This window comes from Paramagnetospirillum caucaseum, from assembly GCF_000342045.1.
GTDB lineage: Bacteria > Pseudomonadota > Alphaproteobacteria > Rhodospirillales > Magnetospirillaceae > Phaeospirillum > Phaeospirillum caucaseum.
In genome coordinates this window covers 23875-38803 of the sequence record NZ_AONQ01000004.1, presented here as the reverse complement: position 1 = coordinate 38803, position 14929 = coordinate 23875, and the positions used below count along the sequence as shown (strand labels likewise).

Annotated in this window: 20 protein-coding genes; 12 read left to right on the top strand and 8 right to left on the bottom strand. The window is 68.2% G+C overall.

The genetic code is table 11. From position 1 onward, the window contains the following. The first annotated feature begins 21 nt into the window (after positions 1–21). The 3 genes from ispH (at position 22) to rnhA (ending at position 2493) form a co-directional block, all read left to right on the top strand. Positions 22–978, top strand: coding sequence for a 4-hydroxy-3-methylbut-2-enyl diphosphate reductase (ispH, locus tag H261_RS02585; RefSeq protein ID WP_008613990.1), 957 nt, complete (start codon positions 22–24; stop codon positions 976–978). 73 nt (positions 979–1051) lie between these two features. Next, positions 1052–2032: a homoserine kinase gene (locus H261_RS02580; RefSeq protein WP_008613989.1), complete on the top strand. Its 981-nt coding sequence runs from the start codon at positions 1052–1054 to the stop codon at positions 2030–2032. Beyond that, positions 2029–2493: a ribonuclease HI gene (gene rnhA, locus H261_RS02575; RefSeq protein WP_008613988.1), complete on the top strand. Its 465-nt coding sequence runs from the start codon at positions 2029–2031 to the stop codon at positions 2491–2493. Before H261_RS02580 ends, rnhA begins: the two co-directional genes overlap by 4 nt. 1 nt (position 2494) lies before the next feature. On the opposite strand, the gene H261_RS02570 is transcribed toward rnhA, so the two are convergent. Genes H261_RS02570 through H261_RS02555 form a run of 4 tightly spaced genes read right to left on the bottom strand, consistent with a single transcriptional unit; the run spans position 2495 to position 5523 of the window. Then, a complete protein-coding gene (locus H261_RS02570; protein WP_008613986.1) occupies positions 2495–3208 on the bottom strand; it encodes a hypothetical protein in 714 nt (237 codons plus the stop codon). Between the two features lie 19 nt (positions 3209–3227). Continuing rightward, the gene (locus H261_RS02565; RefSeq protein ID WP_008613985.1) at positions 3228–3956 is read right to left on the bottom strand and encodes a response regulator; all 729 of its coding nucleotides are present in this window, start codon (positions 3954–3956) and stop codon (positions 3228–3230) included. Further along, positions 3957–5015 carry a GGDEF domain-containing protein gene (locus H261_RS02560; RefSeq protein ID WP_008613984.1) on the bottom strand — a complete coding sequence of 353 codons (1059 nt, stop codon included), beginning with the start codon at positions 5013–5015 and terminating at the stop codon, positions 3957–3959. Between the two features lie 13 nt (positions 5016–5028). Beyond that, a complete protein-coding gene (locus tag H261_RS02555) occupies positions 5029–5523 on the bottom strand; it encodes a pentapeptide repeat-containing protein (RefSeq protein WP_008613983.1) in 495 nt (164 codons plus the stop codon). Between the two features lie 103 nt (positions 5524–5626). On the opposite strand from H261_RS02555, the gene H261_RS02550 reads away from it, so the two are divergent. Continuing rightward, complete coding sequence (locus H261_RS02550) at positions 5627–6394, top strand: tetratricopeptide repeat protein (protein WP_008613982.1); 768 nt, start codon at positions 5627–5629, stop codon at positions 6392–6394. Here the strand turns inward: H261_RS02550 and H261_RS02545 are convergent. Together H261_RS02545 and H261_RS02540 are read right to left on the bottom strand one after the other, a co-directional pair. Next, entirely contained in the window at positions 6389–6895 is a 507-nt protein-coding gene (locus H261_RS02545) for an NUDIX hydrolase (RefSeq protein WP_008613981.1), read from the bottom strand. The genes H261_RS02550 and H261_RS02545 overlap by 6 nt on opposite strands. A gap of 6 nt (positions 6896–6901) precedes the next feature. Beyond that, entirely contained in the window at positions 6902–7144 is a 243-nt protein-coding gene (locus tag H261_RS02540; protein ID WP_152426665.1) for a hypothetical protein, read from the bottom strand. A gap of 118 nt (positions 7145–7262) precedes the next feature. Here H261_RS02540 and H261_RS02535 point away from each other — a divergent pair, with 118 nt between their 5' ends. The 4 genes from H261_RS02535 (at position 7263) to H261_RS02520 (ending at position 10403) form a co-directional block, all read left to right on the top strand. Continuing rightward, positions 7263–8093 (top strand): hypothetical protein, encoded by an 831-nt coding sequence (locus tag H261_RS02535; protein ID WP_008613978.1) that lies wholly within the window; start codon positions 7263–7265, stop codon positions 8091–8093. Between the two features lie 17 nt (positions 8094–8110). Then, on the top strand, positions 8111–9082 hold the full coding sequence (locus tag H261_RS02530; protein ID WP_008613977.1) for an NADPH:quinone oxidoreductase family protein: 972 nt from the start codon (positions 8111–8113) through the stop codon (positions 9080–9082). Positions 9083–9184: 102 nt separating this feature from the next. After that, positions 9185–9646, top strand: coding sequence for a c-type cytochrome (locus tag H261_RS02525; protein WP_008613976.1), 462 nt, complete (start codon positions 9185–9187; stop codon positions 9644–9646). Between the two features lie 67 nt (positions 9647–9713). Then, positions 9714–10403, top strand: a complete 690-nt coding sequence (locus H261_RS02520) for a cytochrome b/b6 domain-containing protein (RefSeq protein ID WP_008613975.1) — start codon at positions 9714–9716, stop codon at positions 10401–10403. 43 nt (positions 10404–10446) lie between these two features. On the opposite strand, the gene gmk is transcribed toward H261_RS02520, so the two are convergent. Both gmk and H261_RS02510 read right to left on the bottom strand, forming a co-directional pair. Next, positions 10447–11091, bottom strand: coding sequence for a guanylate kinase (gene gmk, locus H261_RS02515; RefSeq protein WP_008613974.1), 645 nt, complete (start codon positions 11089–11091; stop codon positions 10447–10449). Between the two features lie 5 nt (positions 11092–11096). Further along, positions 11097–11996, bottom strand: a complete 900-nt coding sequence (locus tag H261_RS02510; protein WP_008613973.1) for a YicC/YloC family endoribonuclease — start codon at positions 11994–11996, stop codon at positions 11097–11099. A gap of 103 nt (positions 11997–12099) precedes the next feature. Between H261_RS02510 and H261_RS02505 the strand changes: the two genes are divergently transcribed. From H261_RS02505 to H261_RS02490, 4 genes are read left to right on the top strand one after another with little or no spacing between them, the layout of a single operon-like run. Next, on the top strand, positions 12100–12537 hold the full coding sequence (locus H261_RS02505; protein WP_008613972.1) for a nucleotidyltransferase family protein: 438 nt from the start codon (positions 12100–12102) through the stop codon (positions 12535–12537). A gap of 2 nt (positions 12538–12539) precedes the next feature. Continuing rightward, entirely contained in the window at positions 12540–12896 is a 357-nt protein-coding gene (locus tag H261_RS02500; RefSeq protein WP_008613971.1) for a HepT-like ribonuclease domain-containing protein, read from the top strand. Next, positions 12893–13651, top strand: a complete 759-nt coding sequence (locus tag H261_RS02495) for an SDR family NAD(P)-dependent oxidoreductase (RefSeq protein WP_008613970.1) — start codon at positions 12893–12895, stop codon at positions 13649–13651. The genes H261_RS02500 and H261_RS02495 overlap by 4 nt, the downstream gene beginning before the upstream one ends. A 47-nt stretch (positions 13652–13698) precedes the next feature. Further along, positions 13699–14928: an anion transporter gene (locus tag H261_RS02490; protein WP_008613969.1), complete on the top strand. Its 1230-nt coding sequence runs from the start codon at positions 13699–13701 to the stop codon at positions 14926–14928. The last annotated feature ends 1 nt before the right edge of the window (position 14929 follow it).

Sequence of the window (14929 nt, the reverse complement as noted above, 5' to 3'; positions counted from 1 at the left end):
GCCAAACCGGAGAACGACAAAGTGACCACAAGCGTTGCCAAGAGGCCCCTGACCCTGGTGCTGGCCAGCCCGCGCGGATTCTGCGCCGGTGTCGACCGCGCCATCCACATCGTCGAGCGGGCCCTCGAGAAGTACGGCGCGCCGGTCTATGTCCGCCACGAGATCGTCCACAACCGCTTCGTGGTGGAATCCCTGGCCCGCAAGGGCGCGGTGTTCGTCGAGGAACTGGACGAGGTTCCCGACAGCGCCGCCGTGGTGTTCTCGGCCCACGGTGTGCCCAAGACGGTTCCGGCCGAGGCCGACCGGCGGGGCCTGACCTCGCTGGACGCCACCTGTCCGCTGGTGACCAAGGTCCACCGTGAGGCCGAGTTGCACCACGCCATGGGCCGCCAGATCATCATGATCGGCCATGCCGGCCACCCCGAGGTGATCGGCACCATCGGCCAGGTGCCGGAAGGCGCCGTACTGCTGGTCGGCACGCCGGAACAGGCGGAAACGGTCGCCCCCAAGGACCCCTCCATGCTGGCCTACATCACCCAGACCACGCTGTCGGTGGACGACGCGGCGGCGGTGATCGACGTGCTGCAGCGCCGCTTCCCCGACATGGTCGGGCCGAAGCGGGAAGACATCTGCTACGCCACCACCAACCGCCAGGCCGCCGTCAAGACCATCGCGCCCCATTGCGAGGCGCTGATGGTGATCGGCTCGCCCAATTCCTCCAACTCGTCGCGCCTGGTGGAAGTGGCGACGCGGGCCGGCTGCGCCCGCTCGGTGCTGGTGCAGCGTGCCGCCGAGGTCGACTGGAGCCTGCTGGACGGCGTCAACCGCCTCGGCATCACCGCCGGCGCCTCGGCCCCGGAAATCCTGGTGGAGGAAGTGATGGCGGCGGCGCGCGAGCGCTTCGACGTCACCATCGAGGAAATCCGCGTCACCACCGAGACGGTGACCTTCAAGCTGCCCCAGGCCCTGTCGGAATAGCCTCTCTCCTCTGGCGTCGTCGGCGGAAACGTCGTACCTTCCGCCGATTCCAGCCTGAAGCAGCCGAGAGAGCATGGCCGTCTACACCGAGGTTTCCGACGACGACCTGGAAGAGTTCGCCGCCGAATACGACATCGGCGAGGTGGTGTCGTGCAAGGGCATCGCCGAGGGGGTGGAGAACACCAACTACCTGCTGCAGACCGACCGGGGGAACTACATCCTCACCCTCTATGAAAAGCGGGTGAACCCGGATGAACTGCCGTTCTTCCTCGGCCTGATGGAGCATCTGGCGGCGCGCGGGCTGGCCTGCCCCACCCCCATCAAGGGACGCGACGGCACGGCGCTGCGCACGCTCTGCGGCCGGCCGGCGGCCATCGTCAGTTTCCTCAAGGGCATGTGGACCCGGCGCATCACGCTGAACCATTGCGCCGAGCTGGGTCCGGCCATGGCCGCCATGCATCTGGCCGGCGCCGATTTCCCCATGACCCGGAACAACAACCTGTCGGTGTCCGGCTGGCGGCCGCTGTTCGAGTCCATCCGGCCGCGCGCCGCCGAGATCAAGGCCGATCTCGAGCAGACCATCGCCGACGAGCTGGATTACCTGGAGGCCCACTGGCCCAAGGCTCTGCCGGTGGGCCTGATCCACGCCGACCTGTTCCCCGACAACGTGTTCTTCCTGCACGACAGGGCGGCGGGCGTCGACCGCATGTCGGGCTTCATCGATTTCTATTTCGCCTGCACCGATGCCCTGGCCTACGACATCGCCATCTGCCTCAACGCCTGGTGCTTCGAGGATGACGGCGCCTTCAACGCCACCAAGGCCCGCCTGATGCTCAACGGCTACCGCAAGGTCCGGCCGCTGTCGGCCGACGAACTGCTGGCCCTGCCGCTGCTGGCGCGCGGCGCCGCCATGCGCTTTTTGCTGACGCGGAGCTACGACTGGCTGAACACGCCGCCCGGCGCCATGGTCAAACGCAAGGACCCCATGGAGTACTACCGCAAGCTCCGCTTCCACCAGGGTGTCGGCGGTCCCGGCCAGTACGGCATCGCATGAGTGCCGCCGAAACCAAGCCCGAATCCGTCGAGATCTATACCGACGGCGCCTGTTCCGGCAATCCCGGCCCCGGCGGCTGGGGGGCCATCCTGCGCTTCAAGGGGACCGAGAAGGAGCTGAAGGGCGGCGAGCCCCAGACCACCAACAACCGCATGGAAATGACGGCGGTGCTGGAGGCCCTGAACGCCCTGACCCGGTCCTGCGCCATCGATCTGTATACCGACAGCGAATACGTCAAGAAGGGCATGACCGAATGGCTGCGCGGCTGGAAGGCGCGCGGCTGGAAGACCGCCGACAAGAAGCCGGTGAAGAACGAGGATCTGTGGAAGGCCCTGGACGAGGCCGCCGCCCGCCACCGGGTGTCCTGGCACTGGGTCAAGGGCCATGCCGGCCATCCGGAGAACGAGCGGGCCGACGCCCTGGCCCGTCAGGGCATCGCGGACATGCGGGCCGAAGGCTGATCTACTGCCGGCCGTCCTCCTCGGCCATCAGCCGGTTCCACGCCAGGGCCAGAGTCCCCGAGGTCAGGGCCAGCCCCAGGAAGCGTACCGGCACCATCACCGCCTCGCGCAGGGAGAAGCCCTCGGCCAGGTCCATCTCGGGCAGCAACCGCACCCCTTCCTGCAGCAGGTTGAACGGCAGCCAGCAGACGAACACCGCCATGCCCAGCGCCATGCCGCCGCGGATCATCAGGTCGGGAACCCGCCAGCCAACCTCGTCCGAGACGCCGCCCCGGACCAGCGCCGCGTCGGCGGGAATCAGGTAGATGCCGCCCAGCAGCAGATTGGCCAGCCCCGACAGCATCATCACCGAATCGGCGATGGGAATGCCGGTGCCGATGGCCAGCGAGGCGGAAACCACCTGGGCGGGAAAGTTGATGAAGATCTCGGCCATCATCCAGGACAGCGCCCCGAAGGTCTCGCGGCGGCCGAGGCGGAAATAGTGGCGGCTGGACGGCACCTCGCCCAACCCGACCAGCCGCAGCCACACCACCACGAAGACGCCGCGCGCCAGCAGTTCGGTGACGCCGCCGGCGATCAGATGGCGCTCCGCCACCGCCACCCCCAGCAGGCTGACCAGCATGCACAGCCAGGACAGGCGGCAGAAGGCGGAAAATTGCTCGATGAGAATCTGCAGGCTGCGCAGCGCCAGGCGGCAATAGCGGAAAAGTCCCACTTGCAACGCCTCCCCGGGTTTAAGGACGCCCTGCCTCGAAATAGCCGCGCACCAGATTGATCTGGCGGATCAGGTCGTCGGCGCCGATGGGCTTGGTCAGCACCTTGGAGGCGCCCACCTGGCGGGTGATCTCGTGGGCCTGGTCGGATTTGTCGCCGGTCAGGATCAGCACCGGCTTGCGGCTGTTGAGATTGCCCTTCTCGGTCCGCAGCGTGCGCAGGAACTCGATGCCGCCCATGTTCTCCATGTGCAGGTCGCAGATGATCACGTCGGGGTCCACGTCGCCCGAGCGCAGCATCTCCAGCGCCACTAGGCCGTCATTGGCCTCGGTGACCTGGGCCGGGTTCATCTTGCCCAGCAGCTTCTTGATGATGCTGCGCATGACCTCCTGGTCGTCGATGACCATGATGTGCAGGCCGCCGCCGCCGATCTGCATGGTCAGCGCCGCGCCATCCTTGAACTTCTCGATCTGCTTGGCCGAATCCTTGGGCAGCGGCACCTTGCGCTCCCGGCAATAAAGGGTCAGCGCCTGCCCCACATCCTCGCGCGAGAAGACGAAATCCTTGGCCGAGGCCCCGGCGAACACCGCCGGAAAACGGATGGTCAGCGCGATGTCCTGGGCCGGATCGAAGCCGAGAAGGTCGGGCGCGGTGTCGGGCAGCATCTTGCCGATCCGCTCGCCATAGCGGCGGATGGCGTCGAGAAAGTCGGCGCGGGGAAAGACGATGACACGGCGCTCCAGGATCATCTACTTCGCCGCCGTCTCGATCGGGTTTTCCAGGTCGGCTTCGCTCTTCACCCGGTTGCGGCCGTCGCGCTTGGCCAGATACATGGCCTCGTCGGCACGGTGCACCAGGGAATCGGGGGCCTCGGCCTCCTTCAGCACGGCGGCGCCGATGGACAGCGTCACCTGGCCCAGGACCTGGCCGGTCCGGCGGTTGGTCAGGCGCTTGGTGGAAACCTGGCTGCGGATGGACTCCGCCACCTCCATGGATTTTTCCAGGGGCGTGGCGGGCAGGATCACCGCGAATTCCTCGCCGCCGTAGCGGGCGGCGGTATCCTTGGCCTGGGCGATCTCGGTCAGCGAGCGCGCCACCAGCTTCAGCACCTGGTCGCCCAACTGGTGGCCGTAGGTGTCGTTGAACTGCTTGAAATGGTCGATGTCGATCATCAGCACCGACAGCGGCGCCTCCGACGCCCGGGCATCGAGCACCGCCAGATTGAGCGAATGATCGAACAGCTTGCGGTTGGCCAGCTGGGTCAGGGCGTCGGTGGAGGCCTCGCGCTTCAGGTCGTCCAGGTGGTTGCGCAGCCGGGCGATCTCGTTGGACGAGTTCTCCAGGCGCTGCTCCAGCTGGCGGTTCAGGTCGGCCATCACCTTGGTCTCGGCCAGGATGCCGGCGACCAGTTCGGGCAGGCTGGCGGCCGACGGCCCGTCGGCCAGCTTGCCGCTGAAATCCTCCAGCGCCGCGCCGTAACTGGTGGTGCCCTGGTTGGCGTTGCTCAGGTATTCGAGCACGCGCCCCACCGCCTCCTCGACCCGCTGGCCCACCTCGCGCAGTTCGGCGGTGTCCTGGGGGAAGACGGCGAAACGCTCGTAAAGCTCGTCATTGACCTTGGAGGTGAACTTCTTGCCCGCGTTCAGGATGGCGTCGATGGCGGCGGTCAGTTCCGGGTTGCGGCCGGCGACATAGGCGTACCAGATGGCATAATTCTCGGGATGCGGCGGGACCTTGTTCCGCTCCATCATGGCCAGCGCCGCCCGGGCGCAATGGGAGGCGACATCAAGGGAATCCGGGCTTTTCATCGTTACCTGAACCTCAATTGCACTGGCCGAGGGAACCCTCGGCGCAAATCGTCTTTCCGTCCGTCCACCGGGCGCCGGACAGGTCGGCGTTCAGCAACTCCGCCCCCAACGTCTTGGCCCCGCTCAGATCCGCGCCCCGCAACGAGGCGTTGAAGAACCGCGCGCGGCGAAGATCGGCCCCGACCAGCGAGGCCCCGCCGAGATTGGCCTTGGTGAAATCGGCGTCGGCGAACAGGCCGTCGTCGAGACGGGCACCGGCCAGCACGGCGCTGATGAACCGTACCCGATAGGCATCGACCTTGACCAGAACCGCCTCACCCAGCCTGGCGCGCTGAAAGCTGGTTTCCCGCAGCCGCGCGCCGGTCAGATCGTGCCGGGTGAAGTCGCGCCCGTCCATGTAGCAGCGCTGCCAGTCCACGCCGGGCGCCGCCGGCTGGGTGCAGTCGGCGGCAAGCGCCTCCGACGGACGGAGCAGGGCGACAATGACAAGGATCAAGACCAACCTCATATCCGATTTTTATTCCCCCCGGCCTCCACATAAAAGGAATATTTGGTAGCGACCCGATAGAAGTTTACCCTGGTCCCGTCGCAATCCCGCACGGAGGGCTGTCATGACCCGAAGCGAAGCCGATCACGTCCTCGACGAGGCCGAGACGCTGTGGCTTTCCGGCGAAAAACAGCGAGCCCGCGAATGCTGCCTGCGAGCCCGCCTGCTCTATCACGAAAGCGGCGACGCGCGGGGCGAAGCGGACGCGCTGTGCCGCATGGGCGACATCGAGGCGGAGACCGGCCACGGCAACGCGGCGCGCCAGGCCTATGTGGAGGCCCGCCAGCTCTACGCCCGCGGCGGCGACCAGCGCGAACAGGGCGGCATCCTGGTGCGGCTGGCCCGCCTCGCCCAGCGCGAGGGCGACGAGCCGGGCGCCCGCGCCTTCCATCAATCGGCCCTCGACCTGTACCAGGCCGCCGCCGACTGGTCCGGCCAGGGCCACGTGCAGCGGGCGCTGGGCCATATGGAGCGCGACGCCGGCGCCCAGGACCGGGCGCTGGACCGCTACCGCGAGGCGCTGGCCTGCTACCGGCGCTCGGCCGACACCCTGGGCGAAGCCGGGACCTTGAAGGCCATGGCCGCCATCCAACTGGCCCTCGGCCACGCCGACAAGGCCCGCGCCGAATGCGAGGAGGCGCTGGGTCTGCTGCGCCAGGCCGGCGACCTGCTGGGCGAGGCCAAGGGCACCCGGCTGATGGCCCGCATCCTGGCCGGCGAAGGGCGGCGTGACGAAGCGCGCAAATCCATGCATGCCGCCGCAAAGATGTTCGCGCGGGCCGGGGACGTCGCCTCCCACGACGAAGCCGAGGCGGAGGCGCGGGGGCTATAGCCCGATGGGAGCGAAGGCGGCGCGGCCCTTGACCTGACGCTCGTAGTCCAGCGCCATGCGGACGTTGGGATAGGCCAGATGATCCCAGGGAATCTCATCCCAGCCGAACAGTCCGGCCTCCAGGCTTTCCGGCCCGGCGGCGAATTCCGGCGTCACCATGCGGGCGCGGTAGATCATGTGGACCTGGCTGATCTGGGGAATGGAGAACACCGCCAGCAGGCCGTCCACCTCGGCCACGGCGCGGGCTTCCTCCCACACCTCGCGCAGCGCTCCCTGCTCGGTGGTTTCGCCCAGCTCCATATAGCCGATGGGCATAGTCCAGTAGCCCAGCCGGGGCTCGATGGCCCGCTTCACCATCAGATACCTGTCGCCCCAGGTGCAGACGGCGCCGACGATGATCTTGGGGTTTTCGTAGAGCACGAAGCCGCAATCGCCGCAGACCAGCCGCTCGCGGTCATCACCCTCGGGGATGGAACGAAGAATCGGCCCGGACGACTTCATGCGACCTCAGGCCAGAATGTCGAGATAGGTGCCCCGCGGCGCGTTGCGGTCCAGGCTTTCCATCGGGGTGTTGGGCGACAGCATGCGCCGGCCGCGCGGGCCGGCGGGCGTGGCCCCCTGAATGGCGGTCACCGCCTCGCCGCCGCCGGCGCCGAGGGCGGCGCGCTGGTCGCGGCTGAACACGTCGCGGATTCCCGAAACCGCGCTGTTCAATGCCGACGAGCCGAAACCGCGAGTGGACTCAACCATGCTCTTGCCAATTCCAGACGAACCAGATTCGCCATCCTAGCACTTTGCTGCGCCCGGGAAAAGGCGCAGGAATCCCAAGACTCTTGCCCGTCCGGCGGTATTGTGGCTGAATGCGACCATGGCTACTACATACGCCCCCATCGCCGATCCCCTTGCCGCCAAGCCATCCGATCTGGCGACGCATTTCATGGAATGCGGGGCGCTCAACACCAATCTCAGCCTGGCGCCGGGCGAGCGCCTGGTCATCACCGACGACCTGCTGAACGGCACGGTGGGCGACGTGGCCGCCCTGTCCATGGCCGCCATCGTGGCGCGCGATTCCCAGGTGGCGCTGGCCGCCATGCTGCCCCTGTCGGTGGCCGCCTCCAAGGTGTCGCCCCGCCACCGCCCCAAATACGAGCAGCTGTTCCAGCTGATCGAGGAGACCGCCTTCGACCAGGGCGTGCGCGGCTCGGCCGAGGCGATGATCGCCGCCGGCTTCCGCGAGGCCCGCATCCGCGAGCTGGCCGCCGAGCTGGGCGGCAATGTCGGCCCAGCGCGGACCCGCTACCGCGCCTTTCTCGACGTGATCAAACTGCTGATCGACAAGAAGATTTCCGAACCCTCCTTCCTGGACGAGTTCCTCGACTTCACCCGTAGCGTGGCGGGCAAGCTGGATTTCGGCATCTACGCCATGTGCGTCGACCGGCTGTTCGTCAGCCCCAACATCCCGCTGGTGGTCAAGGTGTCGCTGGTCAAGGAGGTGCTGAAATATCCGCCGCTGGTGCGCAAGGAACTGCTGACCAACCTGCTAGCCTCCAACGCCGCCCCCCTGGAGCTGGTCCAGTACGCCCAGGGAGAACTGTCGGGTGGCATGACGCGGGACCAGATCACCGAGATCGTCCTGTTCACCACCTTGAAGCGGGCTTGGGCCGCACAGAAACACGCTCCCGGCCGCCCCACCATCTGACATCTTCGAGAGATCCCATGAAAGCCGTCATCTGCCCCGCTTTCGGCCAGGACCTGGTCGTCACCGACTTTCCCGCGCCCGCCATGATCCCCGGCGGCGTGCGCATCGCCGTGCAGGCGGCGGGGGTGAACTTCGCCGACTCGCTGATCACCGGGGGCAAGTACCAGGAAAAGATGGAGCCGCCCTTCGTGCCGGGCATGGAACTGGCCGGCGTGGTCACCGAAGTGGCGGCGGGGGTCACCACAGCCAAGCCCGGCGACCGGGTGATGGCCACCGTCACCGGCGGCGCCTTCGCCGAGGAGGCGGTATGCGCCTGGACCGACGTCTACGTGCTGCCCGACTCCCTGGATTTCGTCACCGCCGCCGGCTTTCCGGTGGCCTACGGCACCTCGCATCTGGGCCTCAAGGCCAAGGCAAACCTTCGCGCCGGCGAGACCCTAGTGGTGCACGGGGCGGCGGGCGGCGTCGGGCTGACCGCCGTCGAGGTGGGCCGCGCGCTGGGCGCCACCGTCATCGGCACGGCGGGCGGGCCGGACAAGGTCAAGGTGGCGCTGGAGCACGGCTGCCACCACGGCATCGACTACAAGGACGAGGACATCCGCGAAAGGGTCAAGGCCCTGACCGGCGGCAAGGGCGCCGACGTGGTCTATGATCCGGTCGGCGGACAGGTGTTCGACGCGTCCTTGCGCTCCATCGCCGCCGACGGAAGGATTCTGATCATCGGCTTCGCCGGCGGCACGGTGCAGCAGATTCCCGCCAATATCCTGCTGGTCAAGAACGTCACAGTGATCGGCTATTACTGGGGCGCCTACCGCAAGATCGCCCCCGCCCTGGTCCGCGAATCCATGCAGGAATGCCTGGACTGGTGGGCGGTAGGCAAGCTTTCGCCCCATGTCTCCAAGGTCATGGACCTGTCCCGGGCGGCGGAGGCCATCGGCCTGCTGAAGGGCCGCGCCGCCACGGGAAAAATCGTCCTCCGCTGTCAATGAGGATGAAACAATCTGTTACCCAATACGTAATTTACGCCAGGGGTTATATTAGCTAGCCTGACTGCAAGTTCTCTTTCCCCAAAGCCCTTCGGAGACCTCGCCATGAAGTTCAAGCTTCTGATCGCCGCCGCCGCCCTCGTCGCCATTGCCGGCACCGCCAGCGCCCAGATCAAGCCGGAGGAGGCCATCAAGTGGCGCCAGTCCGGCTATGGCTTCATGGCCTGGAACATGGCCCGTATCAAGATGAACGTCGAGGGCGCCGCCTATAACAAGGAAGAGGTGGTCAAGGCCGCCAACGCCATCCAGGCCATCGCCAATTCCGGCATGGGCGCCCTGTACCTGCCGGGCACCGACACCGGCACCGGCTGGGAAAAGACCCGCGCCAAGCCGGAACTCTGGACCAACAAGGAAACCCTGGGCAAGGTGGCCACCGCCTTCAACAAGGAAGCCAACGAGATGGCCAAGGTCGCCGCCGCCGGCGATGCCGCCGCCGCCAAGGACCAGTTCGGCAAGCTGGCCGCCACCTGCAAGGGCTGTCACGACGAGTTCAAGATCAAGCAGTAAACGCCCGAATCCCTTGCACCACAGGCGCCTTCGGGCGCCTGTTCCGCTTGGAGGAACGAGACCGGCCATGGATCACCGAGACTACCGCCTGTGGGACCTGCCCACCCGCCTGTTCCACTGGTTCCTGGCCCTGGCCATCGTCGCCGCGTCGGTCAGCGGCCAGCTGGGCGGCGGCCTGATGACCCTGCACGGCCGCATCGGCCTGGCGGTGGTCGGCCTGCTGGCCTTCCGCCTGGCCTGGGGACTGGTGGGATCGACCTATGCCCGCTTCGGCCAGTTCTTCCCGACCCCGGCCAGGATCAGGGCGTATCTGCGCGGAGAGTGGCAGGGAACCGGGCACAACCCGCTGGGCGCCCTTTCGGTGTTCTGCCTGCTCGGCGTGCTGATCGCGCAGGCCGCCACCGGGCTGTTCGCCAACGACGACATCGCCTTCACCGGCCCGCTCTACGACCTGGCCGGCAAGGCGCGAAGCAACGGCCTGACCGCCATCCACCACCTGCTGTCCAAGCTGGTCTATGTCCTGGTCGCCCTGCATCTGGCGGCCGTCGCCTTCTATGCCTTCGCCAGGAAGCAGAATCTGGTCCGGCCCATGCTGACCGGCCGGAAGGCGGGGACGGGCGAACCGGCGCGGGGCGGCGGCGCGGTGGCCCTGGCCGTGGCCCTGGCGGTAGCGGCCGTGGCGGTCCATGGAGCCCGCGGCGGATGGATGCCGCCGCCGCCTCCCCCGCCGCCCGCCGCCTCGACGCCGGATTTCTAGGAAGCCGTTGCGGGCGGGACGCCCGCTTTCCCGGCACCTGACATCACTCTCCGCCGCGCAGCTGGGTGACGAAGTCGGGCAGGCCCACCTGACGCTCGCGCTTCAGGCGTTCGGCGGCCAGGATGGCCTGGACGGCGGCGATGGATTTGTCGAGATCGACGTTGACCACGATGTAATCGTATTCCGGCCAGTGGCTCATCTCGTCGCCGGCCTTGGCCATGCGCTTTCGCACCACCTCGTCGGAATCCTGGGCGCGCCCCCTGAGGCGGCGTTCCAGCTCCTCCACCGACGGCGGCAGCACGAACACCGAGACCAGATCGGCCCGCGCGTTCTGGGCCATCTGCTGGGTGCCCTGCCAGTCGATATCGAACAGCACGTCGCGGCCCGAGCGCAGGATCTCGTCCACCGGCCCTCTCGGCGTGCCGTAGAAATTGTCGAAGACGCGGGCGTGTTCCAGGAACTCCCGTTTCTCCACCATGTCGTGGAATTTCTCGACGGTGACGAAGTGGTAATCCTTGCCGTCCACCTCGCCGGGGCGCGGCGGCCGCGTGGTGGCCGACACCGACATACCGATGGCGGAATCACGCTCCAGCAGGGCGCGCGAGATGGTGGTCTTGCCCGCCCCGGAAGGCGACGACATCACCAGCATGAGGCCGCGCCGGCTGACGGTGGGAAGGGTATCGCTCATAATTCCTACTCGATGTTCTGGACCTGCTCTTTGAACTGGTCGATGACGGCCTTGAGGTCGAGGCCCACCCGGGTCAGCTCCACGTCCGACGACTTGGAGCACAGCGTGTTGGCCTCGCGGTTGAACTCCTGGGCCAGGAAGTCCAGCTTGCGGCCGACGGCCCCGCCCTGGGCCAGCAGGTCGCGGGCGGCGGCCACATGGGCGGCCAGACGGTCCAGTTCCTCGCGCACGTCGGCCTTGACGGCGATCAGCGCCACTTCCTGGGCGATGCGCTCCTCAGGCAGCGTCGGAGCGGCCTCCAGCACCTGGGCCACCTGGGCGCGCAGGCGCTCGCGCACCGCCTCGGGGCGCAGCACGGCGCAATTGCCCGCCCGGGCGGCCAGGGCGGCGACCTCGTCCAGCTGGGCGGCGAGCACGGCGGCGATGCGGGCACCCTCGACCCTTCGCATGGCGGCCAGCTGGTCGAGCATGGATTCCAGCGAGGCCCGCATAGCCTCCTCCCGCGCGGCGCGCAGCGATTCGGCATCGCCGGTCTCGGCCTCGGCCGCCGGCTCCAGCACGCCCTTCAGCGCCAGCAGCCCGTCCATGCGGGCCGGGGTGATCTCGGGATAGCGGCCCTGCCACTGGCGGCAGATGCCCAGCAACTGCTCGAGCATGGCCTCGTTGACCCGGACCTGGGACTGCTCGGTTTCGGTCCGCACGGTGAGCGACAGCTGGACGTTGCCGCGCTTCAACCGCTTGGCCGCCGCTTCGCGGGCGTGGACCTCCAGCCCGTCATAGCCCGGTGCCGACTTGCAGCGCAGCTCCAGGCCGCGGCCGTTGACGCTCTTGCCCTCCCACACCCAGGAGCCCTGGGAATCACGGCCTTCGGCGCGGGCGTAGCCGGTCATGCTGGCGACGGTCAAGGCGGGAACCTCCTGCGGAAATGTCTGGGGGTTTTATAGCCTTGCCGGGGCGGGGCAACAACCGTGCTTTCCCCCGGACGGGGGCGGGACTATCCTTCTTGCCATGAAGGAACGAAGACGCCCCGAGCGCGGCCGCCCCAACGTGGTGGAAATCGTGGTGCGCGTGCCGGCCGACAAGGCCGACGCGGTCAAGGCCTATGCCGGACGCATCTCGCGCCGCCGCAACCCGGCCGCCCGCGACGAGGTGATCGGCCGCCTGCAGTCGCGGCCCGACATCATGGAGCGCTTCGGGGTCAAGGCGCTGTTCCTGTTCGGCTCGGTGGTCAGGGACGAGGCCAAGCCCACCAGCGACATCGACCTGATGGTGGACTTCTTCCCCGGCCGGCCCGGCGGGCTGTTCGCCTACGTGGATCTGAAGCACGCCCTGGAAGGTCTGCTGGGCCGCCCGGTGGACCTCATCACCTCGGGCAACATCAAGCCGCGGCTGCAGCGCCGCATCCTGGACGAATGTCTGCCGGTCTACGGCGAGGGAGTGGTGTAAACGTGACCTTCAAGGATTGGCGGGTCCGCATCGAGGACATGATCGAGGCCATCGAGCGCATCCGGCGCTATATCGACGGCATGGACGAGCGCCGCTTCGTCGCCGACGACCGCACGGTGGACGCGGTGGTCCGCAACCTGGAGATCATCGGCGAGGCGGCCAAGCGCGTTCCCGCCCAGGTGGCGGAGCGCCACCCCAACATCCCGTGGAACCGCATGACCGAGATGCGCAACATCCTGGTGCACGAATACCATTCGGTGGACCCCTGCATCGTCTTCGATTCGGCCCGCCATGACCTGCCGCCGCTACTGGGGCCACTCAAATCCCTGCTCAACGAGAAGAACGGCAACGGCGGATGACGCGCTTTTCCTCCATCCTGATCACCGGCGCGTCGTCCGGCCTGGGGGCCGGGCTGGCGCGGGCCTTCGCCGCGCCGGGGATCGCCCTGCACCTGTCGGGGCGGGACCAAGCCCGGCTGGAGGAGGTCGTCCGCCAGTGCCGGACCATGGGCGCCGAGGCCCACGCCACCCGGCTGGACGTCACCGACCGGGCCGCCGCCGCGCGCTGGGTCGAGGCCGCCGAGGCCCTGCGTCCCCTCGACCTGGTCATCGCCAATGCCGGCATCTCGGCGGGAACCGGCGACGGCGGCGAGACGGCGGAACAGGTTCGGGCCATCTTCGCCGTCAACGTGGACGGGGTGTTCAACACCGTCATGCCGGCCATCCCCCTGCTGCAGGCGCGCCGCCGGGGCCAGATCGGCATCATGAGTTCCCTGGCGAGCTTCCGGGGATTTCCCGGCGCGCCGGCCTATTGCGCTTCCAAGGCCGCGATGCGGGTGTGGGGCGAGGGGCTGCGGGGCGAGTTGGCGCCGTCCGGGATCGGCGTCTCGGTGATCTGCCCCGGCTTCGTCGAAACGCCCATGACGGCGGTGAACCGGTTCCGCATGCCCTTCCTGATGGATGTGGAACGGGCCAGCCGGATCATGGCGCGCGGCCTGGAAGGCAACCGGGGCCGCATCGCCTTTCCCTGGCCCATGCACGTCATGGCCCGCATGGCCGGCTGCCTGCCCAGCGCATGGATGGACCGCATCGCGGCGCGAATGCCGATGAAGTAAATTCCCGGGGCTTGCCCAGGCTCCGCCGACAGGCCATAAGGGAAGGCATGGACAGTTTCGTCGTCGCCGTCTTCTTCCTCACCTATCTCGGCATGGCCGTCGGCTCGGTGCCGGGGCTGAAGCTCGACCGCACCGGCATCGCCCTGCTGGCGGTGGTGGTGCTGCTGGTGTCGGGCAAGGTGGGCGTCAAGGCCATGGGCACCTCCATCGACGTGCCGACCCTGCTGCTGCTGTTCGCCCTGATGATCGTCTCGGCCCAGTTCCAACTGGCCGGGGTCTATGGCGCCGTGGCCACCAGGGTCGCCGAGTCCCCCGGTTCGGCCCGGCGGCTGCTGGCCCTGGTGATCGCCGTGTCGGGCGGGCTGTCGGCGGTGCTGGCCAACGACGTGGTGTGCTTCGCCATGACCCCGATCATCGCCGAGGGCATCCGGCGGCGCGGCCTCGACCCCCGCCCCTACCTGCTGGGCCTGGTGGGCGCCGCCAATGCCGGCAGCGCCGCCACCCTGATCGGCAATCCCCAGAACATCCTGATCGGCCAGGTGGGCGGGCTGGATTTCTGGAACTTCCTGGCCGCCTGCGCCGCCCCCGCCGCCCTGTCGCTGGTGGCGGTGCATTACTGCGTCGCCTGGGTCTGGCGGCGCGAACTGGACGCCTCGCCCGTGCCGGTTCCCGCCCATCCACCGGCCGAGGGCCATCGCTGGCAGGCGGTCAAGGGCGGCATCGCGCTGGCCATCCTGGCCCTGCTGTTCGCCGCGCCCCTGCCGCGCGAGGTGGGCGCCATGGTCATCGCCGCCCTGCTGCTGGCCAGCCGCCGCATGAGCTCGCGCGAGATGATCGGCCTGGTGGACTGGCACCTGCTGCTGCTGTTCGCCTGCCTGTTCGTGGTCACCGGCGCCTTCGCCGACACCGACATGGCGCGCCACTGGGTCAACTGGCTGGCCGAGCACGGCTGGTTCCCCGACACCCTGAAGGCCATGGTGCCGGTGGCCCTGGCCGCCTCCAATTCCATCGGCAACGTGCCCGCCGTGATGCTGATCCTGGCGGTGTGGCCCACCCCCGATCCCGGCGCCCTGACCGGGCTGGCCCTGCTCTCCACCCTGGCCGGCAACTTCCTGCTGGTGGGCAGCATGGCCAACATCATCGTCGCCGAGCGCGCCGCCAGCGCTGGCTGCCGCCTGTCGTTCGGCGATTTCGCCCGGGCCGGCATTCCCATGACCCTGCTGACCATGGGCCTCGCCGTCGCCTGGCTGCGCCTGGGCGGCTGGATGACGTGGTAGG

Excerpts from the sequence above, each read along its gene's own strand:
- H261_RS02580 (WP_008613989.1), top strand. The coding sequence starts at position 1,052 with ATGGCCGTCTACACCGAGGTTTCCGACGACGACCTGGAAGAGTTCGCC.
- rnhA (WP_008613988.1), top strand. The coding sequence starts at position 2,029 with ATGAGTGCCGCCGAAACCAAGCCCGAATCCGTCGAGATCTATACCGAC.
- H261_RS02565 (WP_008613985.1), bottom strand. The coding sequence starts at position 3,956 with ATGATCCTGGAGCGCCGTGTCATCGTCTTTCCCCGCGCCGACTTTCTC.
- H261_RS02560 (WP_008613984.1), bottom strand. The coding sequence starts at position 5,015 with ATGAAAAGCCCGGATTCCCTTGATGTCGCCTCCCATTGCGCCCGGGCG.
- H261_RS02555 (WP_008613983.1), bottom strand. The coding sequence starts at position 5,523 with ATGAGGTTGGTCTTGATCCTTGTCATTGTCGCCCTGCTCCGTCCGTCG.
- H261_RS02550 (WP_008613982.1), top strand. The coding sequence starts at position 5,627 with ATGACCCGAAGCGAAGCCGATCACGTCCTCGACGAGGCCGAGACGCTG.
- H261_RS02545 (WP_008613981.1), bottom strand. The coding sequence starts at position 6,895 with ATGAAGTCGTCCGGGCCGATTCTTCGTTCCATCCCCGAGGGTGATGAC.
- H261_RS02540 (WP_152426665.1), bottom strand. The coding sequence starts at position 7,144 with ATGGTTGAGTCCACTCGCGGTTTCGGCTCGTCGGCATTGAACAGCGCG.
- H261_RS02535 (WP_008613978.1), top strand. The coding sequence starts at position 7,263 with ATGGCTACTACATACGCCCCCATCGCCGATCCCCTTGCCGCCAAGCCA.
- H261_RS02530 (WP_008613977.1), top strand. The coding sequence starts at position 8,111 with ATGAAAGCCGTCATCTGCCCCGCTTTCGGCCAGGACCTGGTCGTCACC.
- H261_RS02525 (WP_008613976.1), top strand. The coding sequence starts at position 9,185 with ATGAAGTTCAAGCTTCTGATCGCCGCCGCCGCCCTCGTCGCCATTGCC.
- H261_RS02520 (WP_008613975.1), top strand. The coding sequence starts at position 9,714 with ATGGATCACCGAGACTACCGCCTGTGGGACCTGCCCACCCGCCTGTTC.
- gmk (WP_008613974.1), bottom strand. The coding sequence starts at position 11,091 with ATGAGCGATACCCTTCCCACCGTCAGCCGGCGCGGCCTCATGCTGGTG.
- H261_RS02505 (WP_008613972.1), top strand. The coding sequence starts at position 12,100 with ATGAAGGAACGAAGACGCCCCGAGCGCGGCCGCCCCAACGTGGTGGAA.
- H261_RS02495 (WP_008613970.1), top strand. The coding sequence starts at position 12,893 with ATGACGCGCTTTTCCTCCATCCTGATCACCGGCGCGTCGTCCGGCCTG.
- H261_RS02490 (WP_008613969.1), top strand. The coding sequence starts at position 13,699 with ATGGACAGTTTCGTCGTCGCCGTCTTCTTCCTCACCTATCTCGGCATG.